The 21,867-nt window shown below is 71.5% G+C and carries 18 protein-coding genes and 1 riboswitch; of the genes, 2 read left to right on the forward strand and 16 right to left on the reverse strand.

Annotation, left to right across the window (positions count from 1 at the left end):
• Positions 1–115: 115 nt before the first annotated feature.
• Both DDJ31_RS15990 and DDJ31_RS15995 read left to right on the forward strand, forming a co-directional pair.
• Positions 116–889, forward strand: a complete 774-nt coding sequence (locus DDJ31_RS15990) for an ABC transporter ATP-binding protein (protein WP_127179616.1) — start codon at positions 116–118, stop codon at positions 887–889.
• The gene (locus tag DDJ31_RS15995; RefSeq protein ID WP_127179615.1) at positions 889–3,417 is read left to right on the forward strand and encodes an ABC transporter permease; all 2,529 of its coding nucleotides are present in this window, start codon (positions 889–891) and stop codon (positions 3,415–3,417) included. The genes DDJ31_RS15990 and DDJ31_RS15995 overlap by 1 nt, the downstream gene beginning before the upstream one ends.
• Positions 3,418–3,497: 80 nt before the next feature.
• Here DDJ31_RS15995 and DDJ31_RS16000 read toward each other — a convergent pair whose 3' ends face one another.
• The 16 genes from DDJ31_RS16000 to DDJ31_RS16075 all read right to left on the reverse strand — a co-directional run bounded on the left by DDJ31_RS16000 (position 3,498) and on the right by DDJ31_RS16075 (position 21,750).
• Complete coding sequence (locus DDJ31_RS16000) at positions 3,498–4,787, reverse strand: SAM-dependent methyltransferase (protein ID WP_127179614.1); 1,290 nt, start codon at positions 4,785–4,787, stop codon at positions 3,498–3,500.
• A 246-nt stretch (positions 4,788–5,033) separates the two neighbouring features.
• Positions 5,034–6,422 (reverse strand): NAD(P)/FAD-dependent oxidoreductase, encoded by a 1,389-nt coding sequence (locus DDJ31_RS16005; protein ID WP_127179613.1) that lies wholly within the window; start codon positions 6,420–6,422, stop codon positions 5,034–5,036.
• 464 nt (positions 6,423–6,886) lie between these two features.
• Positions 6,887–7,837, reverse strand: a complete 951-nt coding sequence (locus DDJ31_RS16010; protein WP_127179612.1) for a Ppx/GppA phosphatase family protein — start codon at positions 7,835–7,837, stop codon at positions 6,887–6,889.
• 58 nt (positions 7,838–7,895) lie between these two features.
• Complete coding sequence (locus tag DDJ31_RS16015; RefSeq protein WP_127179611.1) at positions 7,896–8,423, reverse strand: DUF501 domain-containing protein; 528 nt, start codon at positions 8,421–8,423, stop codon at positions 7,896–7,898.
• Positions 8,424–8,446: 23 nt separating this feature from the next.
• Positions 8,447–8,923 (reverse strand): FtsB family cell division protein, encoded by a 477-nt coding sequence (locus tag DDJ31_RS16020; protein WP_127179610.1) that lies wholly within the window; start codon positions 8,921–8,923, stop codon positions 8,447–8,449.
• A 154-nt stretch (positions 8,924–9,077) separates the two neighbouring features.
• On the reverse strand, positions 9,078–10,358 hold the full coding sequence (gene eno / locus DDJ31_RS16025) for a phosphopyruvate hydratase (protein ID WP_127179609.1): 1,281 nt from the start codon (positions 10,356–10,358) through the stop codon (positions 9,078–9,080).
• Between the two features lie 334 nt (positions 10,359–10,692).
• On the reverse strand, positions 10,693–11,424 hold the full coding sequence (locus tag DDJ31_RS16030) for a transglycosylase family protein (protein ID WP_127179608.1): 732 nt from the start codon (positions 11,422–11,424) through the stop codon (positions 10,693–10,695).
• 3 nt (positions 11,425–11,427) lie between these two features.
• Positions 11,428–11,593: riboswitch (cyclic di-AMP (ydaO/yuaA leader) on the reverse strand.
• Between the two features lie 210 nt (positions 11,594–11,803).
• Positions 11,804–12,805 (reverse strand): LysM peptidoglycan-binding domain-containing protein, encoded by a 1,002-nt coding sequence (locus DDJ31_RS16035; protein WP_127179607.1) that lies wholly within the window; start codon positions 12,803–12,805, stop codon positions 11,804–11,806.
• A gap of 200 nt (positions 12,806–13,005) precedes the next feature.
• Positions 13,006–14,277 (reverse strand): cytochrome P450 family protein, encoded by a 1,272-nt coding sequence (locus tag DDJ31_RS16040; RefSeq protein ID WP_127182766.1) that lies wholly within the window; start codon positions 14,275–14,277, stop codon positions 13,006–13,008.
• Positions 14,278–14,451: 174 nt separating this feature from the next.
• Complete coding sequence (locus DDJ31_RS16045) at positions 14,452–15,453, reverse strand: nucleoside triphosphate pyrophosphohydrolase (protein ID WP_240678194.1); 1,002 nt, start codon at positions 15,451–15,453, stop codon at positions 14,452–14,454.
• A 193-nt stretch (positions 15,454–15,646) separates the two neighbouring features.
• On the reverse strand, positions 15,647–16,294 hold the full coding sequence (locus DDJ31_RS16050) for a SurA N-terminal domain-containing protein (RefSeq protein WP_127179605.1): 648 nt from the start codon (positions 16,292–16,294) through the stop codon (positions 15,647–15,649).
• Positions 16,295–16,457: 163 nt separating this feature from the next.
• On the reverse strand, positions 16,458–17,285 hold the full coding sequence (locus tag DDJ31_RS16055; protein WP_127179604.1) for a glycoside hydrolase domain-containing protein: 828 nt from the start codon (positions 17,283–17,285) through the stop codon (positions 16,458–16,460).
• Positions 17,286–17,382: 97 nt separating this feature from the next.
• Positions 17,383–18,882 (reverse strand): serine/threonine-protein kinase, encoded by a 1,500-nt coding sequence (locus DDJ31_RS16060; RefSeq protein ID WP_276319334.1) that lies wholly within the window; start codon positions 18,880–18,882, stop codon positions 17,383–17,385.
• Between the two features lie 20 nt (positions 18,883–18,902).
• Positions 18,903–19,532 (reverse strand): hypothetical protein, encoded by a 630-nt coding sequence (locus DDJ31_RS16065; RefSeq protein WP_127179602.1) that lies wholly within the window; start codon positions 19,530–19,532, stop codon positions 18,903–18,905.
• Between the two features lie 139 nt (positions 19,533–19,671).
• Positions 19,672–20,793 carry a lipid II:glycine glycyltransferase FemX gene (locus DDJ31_RS16070; RefSeq protein WP_127179601.1) on the reverse strand — a complete coding sequence of 374 codons (1,122 nt, stop codon included), beginning with the start codon at positions 20,791–20,793 and terminating at the stop codon, positions 19,672–19,674.
• Between the two features lie 201 nt (positions 20,794–20,994).
• The gene (locus tag DDJ31_RS16075; protein WP_127179600.1) at positions 20,995–21,750 is read right to left on the reverse strand and encodes an HNH endonuclease family protein; all 756 of its coding nucleotides are present in this window, start codon (positions 21,748–21,750) and stop codon (positions 20,995–20,997) included.
• Between the last annotated feature and the right edge of the window lie 117 nt (positions 21,751–21,867).

Consider the following 21,867-nt stretch of genomic DNA (forward strand, 5'->3'; position numbering starts at 1 on the left):
AACTGCGGCTGACTCCACGGGCTTCTTCGGGCGCGACGATGGAACACGTCCCTCTTCACCGCCCCGCGTCGCCTCCGCTGGATCAACGACGTCGTCCCACGAGGAGTTCCTACCCGTGACCACCACACCCGTCGCCGGCCGGACCACGGCCACCGTGGCCGCACGCGCCACGGATCTCTCGAAGATCTACGGCCAGGGCGAGACCCAGGTGGTGGCCCTCGACCGGGTCTCCATCGACTTCCGGCAGGCCGAGTTCACCGCGATCATGGGCCCGTCGGGTTCCGGCAAGTCCACGCTGATGCACTGCGTGGCAGGCCTCGACAGCTTCTCCTCCGGTTCGGTCCGGATCGGCGACACCGAGCTGGGGTCGCTGAAGGACAAGCAGCTGACCAGGCTCCGCCGCGACAAGATCGGCTTCATCTTCCAGGCGTTCAACCTGCTGCCGACCCTGACGGCGCTGGAGAACATCACCCTCCCGATGGACATCGCGGGGCGCAAGCCCGACCAGCAGTGGCTGGACTCCGTGATCAGCATGATCGGCCTCTCCGGCCGCCTCGGCCACCGCCCCTCCGAGCTGTCGGGCGGCCAGCAGCAGCGCGTCGCCGTGGCCCGCGCCCTGGCCTCCCGCCCCGAGATCATCTTCGGCGACGAGCCGACCGGCAACCTCGACTCCCGCTCCGGCGCCGAGGTCCTCGGCTTCCTGCGCAACTCGGTGCGCGAGCTGGGCCAGACCGTGGTGATGGTCACCCACGACCCGGTCGCCGCCGCCTACGCGGACCGGGTGGTCTTCCTCGCCGACGGCAGCCTGGTCGACGAGCTGTACGGGCCGAGCGCCGACTCCGTGCTCGACCGCATGAAGCAGTTCGACGCGAAGGGGCGCACCAGCTGATGTTCCGCACGGCTCTGCGCAACGTGTTCGCGCACAAGGCCCGCCTGCTGATGACCGTCCTCGCCGTGATGCTCGGCGTGGCGTTCGTCTCCGGGACCCTGGTCTTCACCAGCACCATCTCCAACGCCTTCCAGAACAGCTCGGCCAAGGGCTTCGACGGCGTCGACGTCGAGATCACCCCCGCCTTCCACGAGAGCCAGGGCGACACGCTCGGCAAGCCGGGCGAGCTGACCCAGGCGCAGCTCGACACCGTCGAGAAGGTCACCGGCGTCGACTCCGCCGTCGGTGTCGTCAAGGGCTTCACCGCGGTCGCCGACAAGCACGGCAAGCTTGTCGGGGGCGGCTTCCAGTCCCAGGGCGCCAACTACTGGGGCGCCAAGGACGTCCGCTACCCGCTGGTCTCCGGCAGCGCGCCGCACGGCGCGGACGAGATCGCCATCGACTCCGAGACCGCGCAGCGCACCGGCTACAAGGTCGGCGACACCGTGCGCGTCTCGGTCGACGGCCCGGTCCTCACCCCGCGCGTCAGCGGCGTCTTCCGCACCGACGACGGCAATGTCACGGCCGGCGGCAGCCTCACCCTCTTCGACACGGCGACCGCCCAGAAGCTGCTGGGCGAGCCCGGCACCTACCACGCGATCGACGTGAAGGCCGCCGCGGGCACCTCCCAGGCCCAGCTGAAGTCGGCGCTCGACACGGCGCTGACCACCAAGGCCGTCGACACCGTCACCGGCAAGAAGCTCGCCGACGACCAGGCCCAGGTGATCTCCCGGTCGATGAGCGGGCTCAAGCAGGGGCTGCTGGTCTTCGCCGGGATCGCGCTGTTCGTCGGCACGTTCATCATCGCCAACACCTTCACCATGCTGGTCGCCCAGCGCACCAAGGAGCTGGCGCTGCTGCGCGCGGTCGGCGCCTCCCGCCGGCAGGTCACCCGGTCGGTGCTGATCGAGGCGTTCGTGGTCGGAGCGGTCGCCGGCGTCACCGGACTGCTCGCGGGCATCGGCATCGGCGCCGCGCTGCGCTCCCTGCTGGGCACGTTCGGCGCGACCCTGCCCGACGGCCCGCTGGTCGTCGAGCCGAGCGCGGTCGTGGCCGCCCTCGCGGTGGGCGTCCTGATCACCATGCTGGCCGCCTGGCTGCCCGGCCGCCGGGCCGCGCGGATCCCGCCGGTCGCCGCGATGAGCAGCCTGCACGCGCAGGCGACCACGAAGTCGCTGGTGCTGCGCAACACGCTGGGCGCGCTGTTCACGGGCGTGGGCGTCGCGGTCGTCCTGTGGGCGACGACGCTGAGCGGCTCGGACGGCCAGGCCCCGATGGGGCTCGGCGCGGTGGTGCTGATCATCGGCGTGTTCATCCTGACGCCGCTGCTGTCGCGCCCGCTGATCGCCGCCGCCTCGCCGGTGCTGCGGATCTTCGGGGTGTCGGGCAAGCTGGCCCGGCAGAACTCGGTGCGCAACCCGCGCCGCACGGCCGCCACCGCGTCCGCGCTGATGATCGGGCTCACCCTGATCACCGGGATGACGGTGATGGCGGGCAGCCTCCAGCAGGCGATCGACAAGATGGCGTCGGCCGCGCTCCGCGCCGACTACGTGGTGTCGATGGCCAACGGCCGCGACCTGTCGAAGGACGTCGGCGAGAAGCTGGCGGCGTCGAGCGACGTCACCGCCTCCAGCCCGCTGCGCAACGCCCCGGTCCGCATCGACGGCGAGACCGAGTACCTGACCGGCGTCAACGGCTCCACCATCGGCGAACTGACCGACCTGAAGGTCGACAACGGCTCCTTCAAGATCGGCGGCGACCAGGTCGTCGTCGACAAGGACACCGCCGAGCGCAACCACTGGAAGGTCGGTTCGAGCTTCACCGCGCACTTCCAGGACAAGAAGGCCGAGCGGCTGACGGTCTCCGGCGTCTACGACGGCAACGAGGTGATCCAGGGCGCGCTCATGGACATCTCGACGCTGACACCGCACGCCACCGACAGCCGTGACATGCAGGTGCTGGTGAAGACCAAGGGCGGCGTGTCGAGCGAGGCCAAGGACCGGCTGGTCAAGACGCTCGGCACCAACCCGGTGATCCAGGTGCAGAGCAAGAAGGACCTGTCGGACAGCATCGCGCAGATCTTCACGCTGATGCTGAACATGCTCTACGGCCTGCTCGCGATGGCGGTGATCGTCGCGGTCCTCGGCGTCATCAACACCCTGGCCATGTCGGTGTTCGAGCGCTCGCAGGAGATCGGCATGCTGCGCGCGATCGGCCTCGACCGCAAGGGCATCAAGCGGATGGTGCGCCTGGAGTCCCTGGTGATCTCGCTGTTCGGCGGGGTGCTCGGGATCGGCCTCGGCGTCTTCTTCGGCTGGGCGGCCGGTGAGCTGCTGGGCACGAGCATGCCGACGTACGAACTGGTCCTGCCCTGGGCCCGGATGGGGATCTTCCTGCTGCTCGCGGGTCTGGTCGGCGTCCTCGCGGCGCTGTGGCCGGCCCGCCGGGCGGCCCGTCTGAACATGCTGGCGGCCATCAAGGCCGAGTAGCGCGCGACGGCGGGACCGCTGAAGGTCCCACGGGCACGGCGAGGGCCCCGTTCCGCACCGGAACGGGGCCCTCGCGCATCTCAGTTCCAGGTACGGGCGCGCAGCGGCACCCCGGCGGCGCCGGACTCGGGGGTCCGTACCGCGAGAACCTGGTTGACGCCGATCCTGTTGCGCTCGAAGGCGAGGGCGCTGGCCGCCATGTACAGCCGCCAGACCCGTGCCCTGCCCGGTCCCGTGAGGCCGGCCGCGCGTCTCCAGCCGGCCTCCAGGTTGGCCACCCACTGGCGCAGGGTGAGCGCGTAGTGCTCGCGGATCGACTCGACGTCCCGCACCTCGAACCCGGCCCGCTCCAACTGCGTGACGGTGGTGCCGACCGGCGCGAGTTCGCCGTCGGGGAAGACGTACGCGTCGATGAACTCGTCGACGTGGTAGGCCTCTTCGTCCCGCTGCGGGCGGCGGGCGATCTGGTGGTTGAGCAGCCGGCCGCCCGGCGCGAGCAGCCGGTACAGGTTGCGCGCGTACTCCAGGTACTTCTCGGCACCGACGTGCTCGGCCATCCCGATGGACGAGATCGCGTCGTAGGGGCCGTCGGTGACGTCCCGGTAGTCCTGGACCCTGATCTCCACCCGGTCGGCGAGCCCCTCGTCGGCGATCCGCTTGCGGGCGTAGGCGGCCTGCTCCTGCGAGAGGGTGACGCCGACGACGCTGACGCCGTGCTCCCGGGCCGCGTGCATGGCCATCGAGCCCCAGCCGCAGCCGACGTCGAGCAGCCGCTGACCGGGTGTCAGGGCGAGCTTGCGGCAGACGAGTTCGAGCTTGTCGCGCTGGGCGTCCTCCAGGGTGGCGTCCGGCTGCGGCCAGTAGGCGCAGGAGTAGACCATGGAGGGGCCGAGGACGATCTCGTAGAAGTCGTTGCCGACGTCGTAGTGGTGGCTGATGGCGCGCTTGTCGGTGCGCCGGGTGTGCAGGTGCCCCGGGCGGCGGATCTCCTCCGGTGGCGGGGCGGGCGGCAGCGGCAGCCCGGCGAGCTTGACCAGGCCGCGGACGGCGGCCCTGGCCTCGGGGTCGCGCAGGGTCTCGGTGAGGGACCTGGCGTCCTCGCCGCGCTCCCAGACGAGTCCCGACACCAGGCCGAGCAGGGTGTAGAGGTCGCCCTCGATGTCCAGGTCGCCGGCCACCCAGGCGCGGGCCAGGCCCAGTTCGCCGGGTTTCCACAGCAGCCGGCGCACCGCACGGCGATTGCGTACCACCAGGGCCGGCGCCTCCGGCGGCCCTGCCTCCGAGCCGTCCCAGGCGCGGATGCGCACCGGGAGTGGCGTTCCCAGCAACTGTTCGACGAGCCTTTTCAGCCGCAGCGCGGCGTCGCCCATGGCGCGTACCTCCGTGACGACGTGACGACGGATCCCGGAATGTCCAGCACCACGTAAACACCTGGCGGGCCGTAAAGCAGTCCCGTGTGCGTGTCACGACTGGGCAAAATAGATGTACACGCCATGTAGGTCGTCGCGGGAGGCCCCGCGAGGAACGCCGAAGGGCCCCCCGCACCACGGATGGCGGGGAGCCCTTCGGATCGCTCTAGCGGTGACCGGCCCGGCGGCCGGCGGTCACCGGGCGGGTCAGGACGCCTTGGCCTTCTCGGCCTCGGGCTCCGCCTTCACGGCGGGCGCGGGCGCGGGCTTGGCGGCCTCGTAGAACTCCTCGCGGGGGTTCTCCATGGCGCCGAGCGCGACGACCTCGCGCTTGAGGAACATGCCGAGGGTCCAGTCGGCGAAGACGCGGATCTTGCGGTTCCAGGTCGGCATCGCCATGCCGTGGTAACCACGGTGCATGTACCAGGCGAGACGGCCCTTGACCTTGATCTTCATCTTGCCGACGACGATCATCGCGACGCCCTTGTGGAGCCCCAGACCGGCCACCGCGCCCTTGTTGGCGTGCGAGTAGTCCTTCTGCGGGAAGCCCCGCATCCCGGAGATCACGTTGTCGCCGAGGACCTTCGCCTGGCGCAGCGCGTGCTGGGCGTTCGGCGGGCACCAGGCGTTCTCGTTGCCCGCCTTGCGGCCGACGAGGTCAGGCACCTGCGCGTTGTCGCCCGCGGCCCAGATGTAGTCCGTGCCCTGCACCTGGAGCGTGGTCGCGGTGTCGACGTGACCGCGCGGGCCGAGCGGCAGGCCGTAGCGGGCCAGCGCCGGGTTCGGCTTGACGCCTGCCGTCCACACGACCGTGTGGGAGTCGACCTCGAGGCCGTTCTTGAGCACGACGTGGCCGTCGACGCAGGAGTCCATGGAGGTGGAGAGGTAGATCTCCACGCCCCGGCTCTCCAGGTGCTCCTTGCCGTACTGGCCGAGCTTGGGGCCGACCTCGGGAAGGATCTTGTCGGCCGCGTCGACGAGGATGAACCGCATGTCCTCGCGGGAGACCGTCTTGTAGTACTTGGCAGCGTCCCTGGCCAGGTCCTCGACCTCGCCGATGGTCTCGGCGCCCGCGAAGCCACCGCCGACGAAGACGAAGGTGAGCGCCTTGCGGCGGATCTCCTCGTCGGTCGTCGAGTCGGCCTTGTCGAGCTGCTCGAGGACGTGGTTGCGCAGGCCGATGGCCTCCTCGACACCCTTCATACCGATGCCCTGTTCGGCGAGGCCGGGGATCGGGAAGGTGCGGGAGACCGCGCCGAGCGCGATCACCAGGTAGTCGAAGGGCAGCTCGTACGACTCCCCGACGAGCGGGGAGACCGTGGCGACCTTGCGGTCCTGGTCGATGGTGGTGACCCGACCGGTGAGGACCTCCGCCTTCGGCAGCACGCGTCGCAGCGGGACGACGACATGGCGCGGGGAGATGTTGCCGGCGGCGGTTTCGGGGAGGAAGGGCTGGTAGGTCATGTACGACCGGGGGTCGACGACCGTGACGGTCGCCTCTCCGTAGCGCATCTTCTTGAGAATGCGCCGAGCTGCGTACAGGCCTACGTACCCACCGCCTACTACGAGGATCCTGGGACGCTCCGTGGTGCTCATGGCATCGAGTATCCACCCGCTCCGAGGGGGTACCTCGTGCGCCCCTTCACAAGGTCGGGCAGGGGGTGTGTTATCCTCCGCGACCCCGACGATCAGGACCCCGCCCCGGGCCGGGAACCGATGTCCGTTACCCACCGTTGTCAATGCCGCGTGAGCTGCCCCTCTGGGACCGCCGGGCACCCCGCCAGGACCCTCGCGACGCCCCCTCGGACACCCTCGGCGGCGCACCCCTGAACACGTTCAACTCCCAGGTGGGACCCCCGAATGGCCCTCCCGGACCCCGTTCTCACCCTGACACGACAGAATTCCTTGTGAAGAACTTCACGAACTTTGCCGGGAGCGGGTCGCGGGGGACCCCGAAAACCCCCCGCCGACCCGCTCAATCGCCGTCCGACCTGCTCAGTCGAGAGCCCCGGGAGCTTCGGACCGGCGTTCGATCGACGCCGATCGACGCCGATCCGCACTCACGACCCGAGCGCCGTGTGGATCGCGATCCCGTCGAGGATGTCGTGTTCGCTCACCACGACCTCCCGCGCGCCCGTTCGCTCCATGATCGTCAGGAGGACCAGGGCGCCCGCCGCGATCACGTCCACCCGGCCCGGGTGCATCGCGCCGATCGTCGCGCGCTCCGCGTGGGTGGAGCGCAGCAGGCGGTCGGTGATCTCGCGGACCGTGTCGAGGGAGACGCGGGAGTGGTGGATGGCCGCCGAGTCGTACGCGGGCAGGTTCTGCGCGATGGCCGAGACCGTCGTCACCGAACCGGCCAGGCCCACCAGGGTGCGGGCCTCGCGCAGCGGCACCGTCCGCTCGGCGAGGTCGAGGGCCCCTTCGATGTCGGCCCGCATCGCGGCGATCTCCGCCTCGGTGGGCGGGTCGCTCACCACGCCGTCGTGCACCAGGTGCCGTTCGGTCATCCGGACGCAGCCGACGTCCACGGAGCGGGCGGCCAGGACGTCCTCGTCGCCCACCACGAACTCCGTGGAGCCGCCGCCGATGTCGACGACCAGGAAGGGGCGTTCGAGGTCAGGGCGGGCCGTCAGCTCCTTGGTGGCGCCGGTGAAGGAGAACGCCGCCTCCTGGTCCCCGGTGATGACCTCGGGCTCGACGCCGAGGATGTCGAGGACCCCGCGCACGAAGTCGTCGCGGTTGGAGGCGTCACGGGAGGCGGAGGTGGCGACGAAGCGCAGCCGCTCGGCGCCGTGCTCCTTGATGGCGGCGGCGTACTCCCGGCAGGCCGCGAAGGTCCGCTCCAGCGCCTCGGGCGCCAGCCGGCCGGTGCGGTCGACGCCCTGGCCGAGCCGCACGATGGTCATCCGCCGGTCCAGGTCGACGAGTTGACCCGTCGCCGGGTCGACGTCGGCCACCAGGAGCCGGATGGAGTTCGTACCGCAGTCGACAGCCGCGACACGGGTCATGGGCAAGCCCTTCTCTCGGTGCGGTGGCGCGCGGCGCACCGCTCGGTGGTGCGGTCGGTCACGCGCAGCCGGCGTCCGGCACCACGCACGTGCCCTTCTGCCACCACTCGGGGAGCATCCGCAGCGCCTCGTCGCCCAGCGGGTTGACGCCGGGGCCGGCGGCCAGCGCGTGCGCGACCAGGACGTGCAGGCACTTGACCCGGTCCGGCATGCCGCCGGCGCTCGGGAAGCCCGTCAGCTCCTCGATCTCGTCCCGGCGTCTGACGTAGTCCTCGTGCGCGGAGCGGTACGCGGCGGCGAGTTCCGGGTCGGTGGCGAGCCGCTGCGTCATCTCCTTCATCACGCCGTTGGCCTCCAGCGTGCCGATCGCGGAGTTCGCCTTCGGGCACGTCAGGTAGTACAGCGTCGGGAAGGGGGTGCCGTCGGGCAGCCTCGGGGCCGTCTCGACGACGTCGGGCTGACCGCACGGGCACCGGTGCGCGATGGCGCGCAGCCCGCGCGGCGGACGCCCGAGCTGCTGCTTGAATGCCTCGACGTCCGCGTCGGTCGGCTCGGTGCGCGGGGTGGTCGGCGGAGGCGTTTCCACTACGAACTGTCTCTCTGGTCGGGTCACTGGTCGGAGGCGTCGGACTTGTCGACCCCGTCCCAGACGTTGGAGTACCAGGGGCGGTGGGCCGCCCCCTGGCCGGCGCGCGACTGCTTGACCGCGGCCGGGTCGATCACGACGTAGCCGGTCTCCCCCGGCATCACATAGTGCAGCCTGCGCCGGATCTGCTGTTCGGCGTACGCGTCGTCCTGCCAGCGCGCCTTGGTGTCGCGCAGCTGTTCGACGCGCTCCCTGGCCTGCGTCTTCTGCCGCTCCAGGCCGGCGATCTCGGCGCGCTGGGAGACGTACTGCCGTATCGGGTAGGCCAGTGCGACGACGAGCGTGCACACCACGAGCGCGAGCAGCGCCGCGCGGCCGGTGAGCCGGGAGCGGTGGGCCTGCCGCTTGGTCTGGGAGCGGTAGACCCGGGCCGCCGTCTGCTCGCCGAGCAGCTTGATCCTGGTCGCGGTGGAGAACCGGTCCCGGTCCCTCACGGCCATGTTCCCCGCCTCCCGATCACACACGCGCGTACGTCCCCGGACACGGTACGGGACCGGTACGGGGACGTACGTACGACTGGCTCAGGCTTGCCCCTTAACGGCGCAGCCCTCGACGGGCGGCTCTCCCGGGCAGCGCTCTCGGGCAGCCCGTCTGTCAGCCCTTGAAGCGCGGGAAGGCGCTGCGGCCCGCGTACACCGCGGCGTCGTCGAGGATCTCCTCGATGCGCAGCAGCTGGTTGTACTTGGCGACGCGCTCGGAGCGGGCCGGGGCGCCGGTCTTGATCTGGCCGCAGTTGGTGGCGACGGCGAGGTCGGCGATGGTGACGTCCTCGGTCTCGCCCGAGCGGTGGGACATCATGCACTTGAAGCCGTTGCGCTGGGCCAGCTCGACGGCGTCCAGGGTCTCGGTGAGCGAGCCGATCTGGTTCACCTTGACCAGCAGGGCGTTCGCGGAGTTCTCCTCGATGCCGCGGGCCAGGCGCTCCGGGTTGGTGACGAACAGGTCGTCACCGACGAGCTGCACCTTGTCGCCGAGCTTCTCGGTGATGACGTGCCAGCCGGCCCAGTCGTCCTCGTACAGCGGGTCCTCGATGGAGACCAGCGGGTAGGCGGCGACCAGCTCCTCGTAGTACTCCGTCATCTCGGCGGCGGAGCGCTCCTTGCCCTCGAAGAGGTACGTGCCGTCCTTGTAGAACTCGGAGGCGGCGACGTCGAGCGCGAGGGCGATCTGCTCGCCGGGCGCGTAGCCGGCTTCCTTGATCGCTTCGAGGATGAGGTCGAGGGCCTCGCGGTTGGAGCCGAGGTTCGGCGCGAAGCCGCCCTCGTCGCCGAGGCCGGTGGCCAGACCGCGGCCCTTCAGCACCTTCTTGAGGGTGTGGTAGACCTCGGTGCCCCAGCGCAGCGCCTCGGAGAAGGACTCCGCGCCGATCGGGGCGATCATGAACTCCTGGATGTCCACGTTGGAGTCGGCGTGCGAGCCGCCGTTCAGGATGTTCATCATCGGCACCGGCAGCAGGTGCGCGTTCGGGCCGCCCAGGTAGCGGAAGAGCGGGAGGTCGGACGCCTCGGAGGCGGCGTGCGCGACGGCGAGGGAGACGCCGAGGATGGCGTTGGCGCCGAGCGAGCCCTTGTTGTCGGTGGCGTCCAGGTCGAACATCGCCTGGTCGATGAGCCGCTGCTCGGTGGCGTCGTAGCCGACCAGCTCCGGGCCGATCTGCTCGATCACGGCGAGGACGGCCTTCTCGACGCCCTTGCCCAGGTAGCGGTTGGGGTCGCCGTCCCGCAGCTCGATGGCCTCGAAGGCACCGGTGGAGGCGCCGGACGGAACGGCGGCACGACCCGTGCTGCCGTCGTCGAGGCCGACCTCGACCTCGACCGTGGGGTTGCCTCGGGAGTCCAGGATTTCCCGGGCTACGACGACGTCGATGGACGGCACGAGCATCTCCTTCTTGGGATCTGAACGCGGCACGCGGGCGCCGCGGTGGGTTCTGCGAGACCGAGCCTAACCGGCTCCGGCCGATCGGCCAGCCGGTCGGTCACCCCCTGGACAGAACCGAGAGTAAAAAGTTTCCGAACGGAACAAAGAGCGGAGCCGCCGGACCGCGCAGAAAAAGCCCCGCCCCGGTGCGTACGGGGGAACACGCACCGGAGCGGGGGGCCCGTGGGGACGGGGGGTGACCCTCACGAGGTCTTCATGGTGAGGTCCACGGACAGGAGGGCGCTGTGGTTCAGCGGTCAGCCGCCTGTGCGTCCTGGCGCGGACCCGCGGACTACTTCAGGTGCAGCTGCTGGCCCGGGTAGATGAGGTTCGCGTCCTCGACGATGTCCTTGTTCAGCTGGAACAGCTTCGCCCAGCCGCCCGCGACCTCGTGCCGCGCGGCGATCGAGCTGAGCGTGTCACCGGAGGCGACCTTGTACTCGCCGTCGCCCTTCTTGACCTTCTTGCCGGTCGGGGTGGTGACGGTCTTCTTCGCGGCCGGACGCTCGGCGGAGCGGGAGGCGGCCTGCCCGTCGGAGGAGCGGGAGTCACCGGCGCCGCTGGAGGAACCCGAGTTGCTGGAGCTGCCCGAGTTGCTGGAGCTGTTCGAGCTGCCCGAGTTGCTGGAGCCGTTCGAGGAGCCGGAGTAGGCGGCGCCGGAGAGGCCGGTGCCGCAGGTCGGCCAGGCGCCCTTGCCCTGGGAGGCGAGGACCTTCTCGGCGACGGCTATCTGCTGGGCCTTGGAGGCCTTGTCGGCCGTGGAGGCGTACTGCGTGCCGCCGTAGGCGGCCCACGTGGACGCCGAGAACTGGATGCCGCCGTAGTAGCCGTTGCCGGTGTTGATGGACCAGTTGCCGCCGGACTCGCACTGGGCGACGGCGTCCCACTCGGAGGCGGTGGCGGCGGAGGCGTTGCCGGCCGCCATCAGCGGGGCGGCGACGGCGGCACCGGTGACACCGGCGATGGCGATGGCGCGGGTGGCCTTGGACGGGCGACGGTGCTTGCCCTTGCCGGAAAACAGCATGGTTGATCCCCTCACCGACGCCTGCGAGGTGAGCTGTCGGGTTCGGGCCGGTTGAGTGCCCGGCCGCGCCTGGGTGAGAGGCACGGCTTAACCCCAAGCCGCTCCGGTCAACTGCCCGGTGCGGCACTTACCTTGGGTCCCCCGCTCCTGCCTTCGGCGCTTGCGCGACGACTGTTCCCGGACGGCCGCTGGCAGGATTCGGCGTTGCGGCGGCCGGGGCCCGTGGTGACGAGCGGTGTTGACCGTAGCCACGGAAACCGCGGAATTTCAAAGACGATCAGGGCTTCTGAGACTCATCCCACACTTTCACCAAACCGGACATTAGCTGGCGAATGCGGGCGTCAACTCCCCTGGAATCGCGCCGGTTTCGTCCCGTTTACTACCTGACTTCGAGGGTCTGACCGGGAACGATGCTGCCGGGGTCGGCGCCGATGCCGCTCCTGTTCGCGCCGTAGAGCGCCCGCCACCCGCCGTCCACGTCCAGGGAGTCGGCGATGGAGCCGAGGGTGTCGCCCTGGCGGACGGTGTAGGTGTCGGCGCGGCCGATGCCGGCCGAGGCGGTCTCGGTACCGCCCGTCTCCGCGCTCTGCCCGCGGTGCTTGCCGGTGCCCGTGCCGGAGTCCGCCGTCACGGCGCCGGTGTCGACGAGGCTCCAGGAACCGGCGCTCTGGCGCGAGTTGTCCGAGGGGTCGGCGGCGGGCTCGCGGGGGCTGCTCGACCTCTGCTCCTCGGGCGAGGAGGCGGAGGCGGACGGGGTGCCGGACGCGGCCTTGTCGCTCCCGCCGCCCGCGCCGGCCTCACTGTCGTCCTCGCCTTCACCCGTCGCGGGGGCCGAGGGCGAGGGGGAGGTGCCGGTGGAGTCGTCGGCCGACGGATCGGACGAGGGAGAGCTTTCCGCCCCATCGCCGGACGAGTTGGACAATCCGGTGGAACCGGAACTGTCCGACGTACCGGAGGAGTCGGACGTGTTGTCGCCGAGGCCGGTGTCGATGTCGAGCGCCCCCGCCTTCTGGGTCAGCCCGGAGGTGAGACCGCAGCTGTGGAAGGCGCCGACGCCCTGGTCGGCGAGGAGCTTCTCGGCCACCGCGATCTGCTGGTTGCGGCTGGCGAGGTCGGGGCTCGGCGCGTAGTCGAGTCCGCCGTACGTCTCCCAGTCCTCCAGGGAGAGCTGAAGCCCGCCGTAGAGGTCGTTGCCCGTGTTCTGGCTCCACGAGCCGTCGGTCGCGCAGTCCGCCACCTTGTCCCAGGTGGTGCCGTCGGCGGCGCTCGCGCCCGAGGCGGCGAGCAGCGGCAGCGCGATGGCGGTGCCGGTGACGCCGGCCGCGACGAGGAGCGCCGGGGCCTGGCGGGGGCGGCGGTGACGACCGTTCCCGGAGAGCATGCGGGAGCCTTTCGCGAGACAGCAGTTGTCCGCGGCGCAGGGTGTACGGCACCGCGTTGATCCGTGAACGTATAGGCATACGAATGCCTGTCACAAGTTAATGCCGCACAGATCACGTGAAGATCACAGAGTTGAGTGCGTGTCACCTTCGCGCGCGGTGGCCCGTTCGTACCCTTCGCACCCCACCCGCCGGACGCGTCTCACCGGGTGCCGACGGGGGTGAACTCGACCGGCAGCGTGCGCAGTCCACGCATGATCAGGCCGCCCCGCCAGCGCAGTTCGGCCGGGTCCACCGCGAGCCGCAGATCCGGGACGCGGGTGAGGAGCGTGCGCAGCGCGGTCTGCCCCTCCAGGCGGGCGAGCGGCGCGCCGAGGCAGTAGTGCAGGCCGTGGCCGTAGCCGAGGTGCTGATTGTCACGCCGGGTCAGATCGAGGGTGTCCGGGTCGGCGAACCGCTGCGGATCGCGGTCGGCGGCGGCGAGGACGACGAGGACGGGGTCGCCCGCCGCGATGTCCTGGCCGCCGATGGTGAGCGGCTGGGTGGCGAACCGCCAGGTCGCCAGCTCCACCGGGCCGTCGTAGCGCAGGAGTTCCTCGACGGCGCTCTCCAGCAGCGCGGTGTCCCCGGCCGCCAACGCGTCCTGGAGGACGGCCCGTTGGCCCGGTTCGCGGAGCAGGGTGTGGGTGCCGTTGCCGATCAGGTTGATGGTCGTCTCGAAGCCGGCGAACAGGAGCACGAAGCACATCGCGACGACCTCGGTCTCGGTGAGGTGCTCCCCGTGGTCGCTGGCCCGGATCAGGTCCGAGATCAGGTCGTCGCCGAGGTCGGCGCGCTTGCGGTGGATCAGCTCGGCGAGATAGCCCCTGATCTTCTTGACCGACCGCGCGACCCCGCCCCTGGGCGCCCCGCCGTGCCGGATCATCATGCCCGCCCAGTCCCGGAAGTCGTCCTGGTCCTCGGACGGGACCCCGAGCAGGTCGCAGATCGCGTAGATGGGGAGCGGGAAGGCGAACTCGTGGATCAGGTCGGCGCTGCCCCGGCCCGCGAAGTCGTCGATCAGCTGGTCGGTCAGCTCCTGCACGCGGGGCGCGAACTCGGCGACCCTGCGCGGGGTGAACGCCTTGGAGACGAGCCGGCGCAGCCGGGTGTGGTCGGGCGGGTCGATGTTCAGCAGATGGGTCATCAGACCGGCGTTGCGCTCGCCGGGGATGCCGGTCCTGCTCTTGCCCTGCGCGTCCTCGGCGTGGTGCGTGGGGTTCTTGGAGAGCCGGTTGTCGGCGAGCGTCTGCCGGGCGTCGGCGTACCGGGTGACCAGCCACGCCTCCACCCCGCTCGGCAGCCGGGTGCGGTGCACGGGGGCGTGCTCGCGCAGCCAGGCGTACGCCGGGTAGGGATCGGTGGCGAACTCCCAGCTGAAGAGAGCGGGGGTGGGACCGTCCTGGGACGGCTCGGGGTCATTCGGGGTCGGCACGGAGGTGTACGGGTTGGTCACGCCCCGACGGTAACCCTGCCGACCAGGGACGCCACCGCCGAGTCCGGCCTCCGGCCCACCACCGACTCCCCCTATCTCTTGTGGTGCGGCCCTTTCCTTTGTGATGCGGTGCGTCGCTCTCGTCTTCTTTTGTGGTGCGGTGCGTCGCCCTCGTCAGTTCCGTGCTCGTTCCGCTGTTCGTATCGTGTCCCGGTAGGTCTTGGCCGCCGCTCTCAGGGCCGCCTCCGGGTCCACTCCCTCCCGCTCCGCGCGGGCCGCCAGGGCGAGCAGGGTGTAGCCGATGTCGTCAGGGGGCGGCAGCGGGACGTCGAGTCCCGCCGTGCGGGCGCGGGAGGTGAGCTGGGCGGCGAGGGCCAGGGCGGGCTGCCCGAGCGGGACGCCTTCGGTGACGGAGCTGCGCCCCTTCTCCTGCGCCTTGGCGCGCTCCCAGTTCTCCTTGACCTCTTCCGGGGTCGTCGCGGTCGCGTCCCCGAAGATGTGCGGGTGGCGGCGGACGAGCTTCGTGACGATGCCGCCCGCGACGTCGTCGACGGAGAACGGGGCGTCCGGGTCCTCCTCGGCGATCCTGGCGTGGAAGACGACCTGGAGCAGGACGTCGCCCAGCTCCTCGCGCAGTTCGTCGCGGTCGTCGTTCTCGATCGCCTCGACCAGTTCGTACACCTCCTCCACCGCGTACTTGGCGAGGCCCTCGTGGGTCTGCCGGGAGGTCCAGGGGCACTCGGCGCGGATCCGGTCCATGACCTGGACCAGGTCGAGCAGGCGGGCGCCCGGCAGGTCGTAGGAGGCGGGGAGCAGTTCGAGGTCGGGCATCGACACCGCGCCGGAACCGGCGAGACGGGCGAGGCCGTCGGTGAGGGCGGGCTCGCCCTCCCCGGTGGCCACGACGACCACCGTGCGGCCGCCCGCGCAGGCGGCGACCAGTTCCTCGGCGACCGGGGCCGCCTCCGCCACCCGTATCCCGGCCTCCCGCAGATACGGCAGCTGCGGATGGGCGCCGTCCGCGCACAGCACCTCGTCGGCGGTGCGCAGGGCCTGCCAGGCGGGCCAGGACAGCAGGCCAGGGGCCACCCGGTGGCTGGTGGTGAGCAGGACGACCCGGCCGGGGGCGGCGGTCCTGTCCTGCCCGGAGGCGGGGTCGGGGCTGAGTGCGTTCACGCTCCGAACGTAACGCACCGCGCCGACGGCACCGCGAGTTGTCCACAGGCGGCCCGGACGTTCGCCCCCGGTTGTCCACAGGGGTGGCGCGGTGGCTCCTCGCCGGCGCATATTCGGAGCTGCGCCGACGGGAACCCCCACGCAGTCACGCAGTCACGCAGTCACGCCGTCACAGCGTCACGCAGTCACACCGTCACGCCGTGCCGCGCGTCGCCGGTGCCGTCACCTCGCGCAGCCACGGCGTCTTGGCGTCGACGCGGCTGCTCTTCTGGACGTCCCAGGCGCCGTAGCGCGGGTTCAGGTCGACCTTGAGCTCCTTGGACGCCTTGCCCAGTGCGTTCCAGAAGGGCGGCTTGCCGGTGTCGGTGCCGAGGCTGCGGGCGAGCTTCTGGGCCTCCAGCTGGAGGCGGAGGTTGGCGTCGAGCCGCTCGGGGGCGACGCCGTACTGCTGGAGCCAGGCCGTCTCCAGCGCCTTGGAGCCGCCGACCTGCTGTTCCAGGCCGGTGCGCATCTGCTGGATCTCCTTGCGGGTGACGGTGACGTCCGCGTCCCGGGCGGCCCGCTTCAGCACCTCGTCGAGGACCATGCCGTGCAGGGTGTCGCGGGTGAGGGTGCCGGTCTGGGCGACCGCCTGCTGGTACTGCGCCTCGTCCTTCACGGCCGACCGCTGTGCCGTGCGCACCTCGCTCACCCGCTTCTCCAGCTGGGCCACGGTGATCCGCTGGCCGCCGACGACGGCCGCGGCGCCGGGATGCGCGTCGCTCCCGCAGGCGGTCAGGAGGGGGCCCGCGGCGACGATCGCGGCGGTGAACAGGAGCGCGGTGCGACGGCGGCGGTGCAAGGAAGCCTCCCGAGGAGATTGTGCGACGGTGCACAAGGTCTTGCGGTGATCGATGGTAGGCAGTGGTCCAGCTCTGGCCAACCCATTCGACCAACGATTCACCGGGACTTCTGACACCGCCGCGCGCCGCCGCGGTCGGGCGCCGGTCGGGCGGGGCCGTCGGTCAGCCGGTGATGGCCACCGGGGCGTCCCACGCGTCGCGGTCGACGGTGAGGGTGTGGCCGCCGCGGGTCTCCTTGCTGTTGACCAGGTACTGGTGGCCGCGGCTGTGCCCGGTGTACTGGTCCTTGCCGAACGGCCAGTCGCCGGTGGTGGTGTTCTTGCCGTTCCACAGGGCGTACCAGAGGTTGCCCGGCAGGTCGGTCCTGTCCGTGGCGGCGGCGACCGCCTTGGCGCTCGAACTGGTGAAGCCGTAGTAGCCGGCGCGGTAGGTCTTCGCGCGCAGTTCCCTGGTGAAGGCGCGGACATAGGTGAGCACGGCGTCGTTGCACGTCTTGTTCGCGACGTCGTACGGCTCCATGTCGAGGTAGATCGGGCTGCCCGCCTTCATGCCGAGCGCGCCGGCCTTGGCGACCGCGTCCTTGGCGTCGGTGGTGCCGAGGGAGGCGGCCGTGGCGGGGGTGAGCTTCTCGGGGCTCGAACCGGTCTGGCAGGAGGGCTGGGCGCCGACGTAGAGCGGGATGAGCTTCCAGCCGGCCGCGCTGACCGACTTCACCCAGGGCGCGGTGAGGTTGGGCTGGGCGCAGCCGCGGTTCTTGCCGCCGATGTAGACGGCGGCGGCGCCGTAGAAGCCGGTCTTCCAGGCCTTCATGGCGGCGAGCGAGGGCGCGGTGCAGGTGTCGAAGGCGCGGCCGGTGAAGGTCTTCTGGGCGGGCCAGGCGGTGGCCGCCATGGAGGTCTGCGCGGCGATCCCGGCGCCGGCGACGACGGCCGCCCCGGCGACGCCCCACGTCAGGTATCTGCGTCTCTTGGACTGGCGATGACTGGACACGTAAGACCCCACCCCTGTGATCACGGCGAGGGACCGGCCGGTGCGGCGTCGGTCCCGACGGCGATTCTCGCAGGTTCAGGGGCCCTCGACAGGCCGGTCACCGCACCTGCCCGAGCCACTGGAGGGTGCGGCGGATGTCGACCGCGCGGGGGTGGGCGGGGCCGCCGAGGCGCTCCACGTCGTGCAGCAGGCGGACGAGGGTGTCGTGGGCGGCGGCCCGGTCGCCGAGGGCGAGCAGCAGGTGGCCGATGCTGCGGCGGACGTCGTGGGCGCGTTCGGGTCCGCCGCCGACGTACTGGTTCTCGTAGTAGGGCAGCAGGGCGCGGTACTCGGCGAGGGCGGCCGCCGGTTCGCCGAGCTGTTCCAGGCACTGGGCGATGTCCTGGCGGAAGCCGAGGGCCTGCGGGTCGGCCTGGCCGGCCTCGGTGGCGCGTTCGTCGGCGAGTCTGCGCAGTTCGGGCAGGGCGCGCCGGTACTGGCCGTCGTCCATGAGGGTGGCGGCGTACTGCTTGCGCAGGGAGCGCACGACGGGGGAGTTCGCGCCGTGCTGTTCGGCGGCCACCGGCAGGATCGCGCCGAGGACGTCGACGGCCTGGGTGATGCGGCCCTCGCCGAGGAAGCGTTTGACGTCGTCGACGGCGCGGGCGACGTCGGGCCTGCCGGGCAGGGGGGTGCCGGGGGTGGGCCGGTCGGCGGGGGTGCGGGCGCGGTCCGGCCAGGGGGCGTGCGGGCGGACGAAGGGGCGCGTGGGGTCGAGGGGCGCCCCGGTGGGGGTCCCGCGCGCCGCGAGGAGCGGCGCGAGGTCCTCGTAGACCTCCTGGGCGGAGGCGGGCCGGTGCTGGGGGTCCTTGGCGAGCAGGCGCAGCACCAGCGCTTCGAGCGCGTCGGGTATCTCGGGCCGCATCCGGCGCACCGGCACGGGCGGCTCGTAGAGGTGCCTGTGCAGCACGCCGAGGGCGCTGGAACCGGCGAACGGCACGTCCCCGCCGAGGAGTTCGTGGAGCAGCACGCCGAGCGCGTAGAGGTCGGTGTACGGGCCGACGGTGCCGCCCATGGCCTGTTCCGGCGCCATGTAGGCGGGCGTGCCGATGGGGGTGCCGGTGTTGGTGAGGCGGGTGGTGTCCGTCTCCATGACGGAGGCGACCCCGAGGTCGAGGACGACGATCGTGCCGTCCTGGCGGACCATCACATTGCGTGGCTTCAGGTCGCGGTGGACGATCGGCACGGCGTGCACGGCGCTCAGCACGGCGCACAGTTGCGCGGCGACCGCGACGGCCCAGGGCCACGGGTAGGGGGTGTGCTCGGCGAGGTGTTCGGCGAGGTCGGCGCCGTCGACGTACTGCATGACGAGGAACAGCTCCTCGTCGTCGCTGCCCGCGTCGTGGACGGTGACCAGGCCGGGGTGGTCGACCTGGGCGGTGACCCGGCACTCGCGCAGGAACCGGCGGCGCAGTTCGTCGCCGTCCTGGCCCGCGACCCGGTCGGGGCGCAGCAGCTTGACCGCGACGCGGCGGTCGAGGCGCTGGTCGTAGGCGGCCCAGACCTGGCCCATGCCGCCCTGCCCGAGGAGCGTGGAGAGCGCGTAGCGGCCGCTGATGAGGCGTCCGGTTCCCTCGGTCACCTGCCGCCCTCGGGGTTGCCGTCGTGGCGGCGCAGGTAGTCGCTGATCTCGTCGAGTTCGGCGCGCACCTGGTCGATACGGGCGGGCGGCGGCTGCACGGGCGGCTGCGCCGGGGGCGCGGTGTACGGGCCGGGGGCGCCGGGCGCTCCGGACATGGGGGTCATCGGGGTCATCGGTGCCATGGGCGGCAGCGGCGGCTGCGGTGTCCGGCCGCCGGGGCCGTAGGGCTGCGGATGGCCGTATCCGGGCGGTCCCGACGTGACGGTCGGGGCCTGCGGCGTGGCGTGGCCGTGGTGGCCGCGCCCCTGGTCGGCCAGCCTGACGTCGGTGATCAGGAAGTAGGCGATGGCCGCCACGGCCAGCAGCAGCGCCGCGGAGAGCGCGACGTCGCCGCGCGGGTCGGTCTCCTCGACCGAGCCGACGACCGCGAAGCACGCCACCGACAGCGGCAGACTCACCCAGCCCGCCAGCCAGTCGAACCACCGGCCGCGCAGGAAGGCCACCCGGAACAGCGGGACGCAGGCCAGCAGCCCGCAGGAGAAGAACGCGGCGACGGCGATCAGTACCCGCGTGGTGATGACGGTTCCCGCGCTACGGGTGGGCGGCGGCGCGCCGTGGCCGTACATGACTGCTCCTGGGCCGGATGATGCCGATGGGACGGGTGTGCGAGTGACGGGGTCGACAACAGGCTCCGAGCGTATAGGCCCACAGGTGGACGTGGTCCACCGTTGTGCCGAACCGTTGCCGTACCGATCACCGGTCGTCTCAGCGGCGGGACAGATAGAGGCCGAGGGCCTTGTGCAGGACCTTGTTGAGCGGGTAGTCCCACTCGCCGAGGTACTCGACGGCCTCGCCGCCGGTGCCCGCCTTGAACCGGAGCAGTCCCAGCAGGTGGTTGTCCTCCTCCAGGGTGTCCGTGATGCCGCGGAAGTCGTAGATCCCGGCGCCCTGTCCGTGCGCGTCGGCCATCATGCGCCACTGGACGGCGTTGCTCGGCTGGACCTCGCGGCGCCGCCCGGTGGAGGCGCCGTAGGAGTACCAGACGTGCTCACCGACCGTCAGCATGGTCGCGGCGGAGAGCACTTCGCCCTGGTGTCTGGCGAGGTAGAGGCGCATCCGGTCGGGGTGCTCGGCGGTCAGGGCCGTCCACATGCGCTGGAAGTAGGGCAGCGGGCGGGGCAGGAACCGGTCCCGTTCGGCGGTCTCCAGGTAGAGGGCGTGGAAGGCGGGCAGGTCGTCGTGGCCGCCCCTGACGACCTCGACGCCCGCCTTCTCGGCCTTCTTGACGTTGCGTCGCCACTGCTGGTTGAGGCCGCGCCTGACGTCGTCGAGGGAGCGGCCCGCGAAGGGCACCTGGAAGACGTAGCGGGGCTGTCCCGCGGCGAAGCCGTCCTCGCCGCCCGGTTCGGTGCGCTGCCAGCCCGCGCGCCGCAGCCGGTCGGCGAGTTCGGCGGCGCGCGGGTCCTCGAAGGTGGCGGGCACCTCGCCCAGGCGCCGGGTGCCGGGGTCGGCGATGGCGTCCTTGACGGTGTCGGCGCTCCAGCGGCGGGTGACGACGGGCGGCCCCATCTTCACCGAGAACGCCCCGCGCCCGCGCAGGTGCGCGAGCATCGGTGCGAGCCACGCGTCGAGGTCGGGCGCGAACCAGTCGATGACCGGGCCCTCGGGCAGGTACGCGAGGTGGCGGCGCAGGCGCGGCAGGGGCCGCAGCAGGACGAGTCCCGCTCCGACGAGCCGCCCGTCGCCGTCGAACCAACCGAGGCTCTCGGCCCGCCAGTCGGGCTTCACGTCACCCCACGACGGCACCTGCATGTGGCTCACCGAGGATCTGCCCGCGACGAACGCCAGATGGGCCTCGCGGGTGATCGTCTCCAGGCGGTAGGGCATCGACGGCGCTCCTCGGTCGGGCGCCCAAGCCTACTGAGCGCCGCGCCGGGAACCGGCCGTCCGACGCGCCAGCCGGACCCGGCCGCGGACCGCACCGCGACGCCCCGCGGCGGGCGCCCCACGGCAGACGCCCCACGGCCGGCACCCGCGGCAGGCGCCGGTACCTGTACCGCTCAGGCCGCGCGGATCACCCGGCGCGGGTCACTCGGCGCGGAAGCGGGCCGGGGCCTCCGTCGGGTTGCCGCCGGAGGGGAGCTTCTGCTGCGGGCAGGTCCTCAGGACCTTCTCCATCGCGGACTGCTCGACGGAGGACACCCACAGCTCGTACTTCTTCTTCACCGCGACCTGCGCGGCGACATAGGTGCACCGGTACTTCTCGTTCGGCGGCAGCCAGTCGGAGGCGTCCCCGTCGCCCTTGGAGCGGTTGGTGCTGGCGTCGACCGCGATCAGGTTGAGGGGGTCGTTGGCGAGCGCTGTCCGCTTCCTGCGGTCCCAGCTCCTCGCGCCCTTCTGCCAGGCGTCGGAGAGGGCCACCACATGGTCGATGTCTATCTGGCTGCGCCCGCGCCGGTAGGTGATCTCCTTGCCCGAGTACGGGTCGGACTCCAGGACGCCGTAGGTGACCTTGCACGAGCCGCCGGTGTACTTCACCCGCTCCAGGTCCCGCTTCAGGATGTCGTCGCGGGTGCCGCAGCCGTTGGAGTCGGTGTCCGCCCACGCGGTGCCGAACCGTTCCCTCGAATAACCGGTCTTCGAACCGGCCTTCTTGACGGTCAGTGCCTCGGCGGCCTTGAGAGCGGCGCCGCCACCGCCCTTGCCGCCGCTGTCACCGCCGACTGCGGCGCCCGTCCCCTCGGGTCCCGCGGACCCGGTCGTCACGTCCTTGCAGCCGGTCAGCCCGGCCACCCCGATCACGAGTACGGCGACGGCCGCCGCCCCGCCCTTAAGACGCCTCACTCCGCGCCCCTCCCCTGCCTGGCCTGCCTGGCCCATCGGCCCTGGTATCAGGCGTCTTCCCCACGCATCTGCCCGCACACCGTAGCGAGCGGGCGCGCGGGAGCGTCGGGCAGGGCG

The organism is Streptomyces griseoviridis (assembly GCF_005222485.1).
GTDB classification, from domain to species: Bacteria; Actinomycetota; Actinomycetes; order Streptomycetales; family Streptomycetaceae; genus Streptomyces; species Streptomyces hintoniae.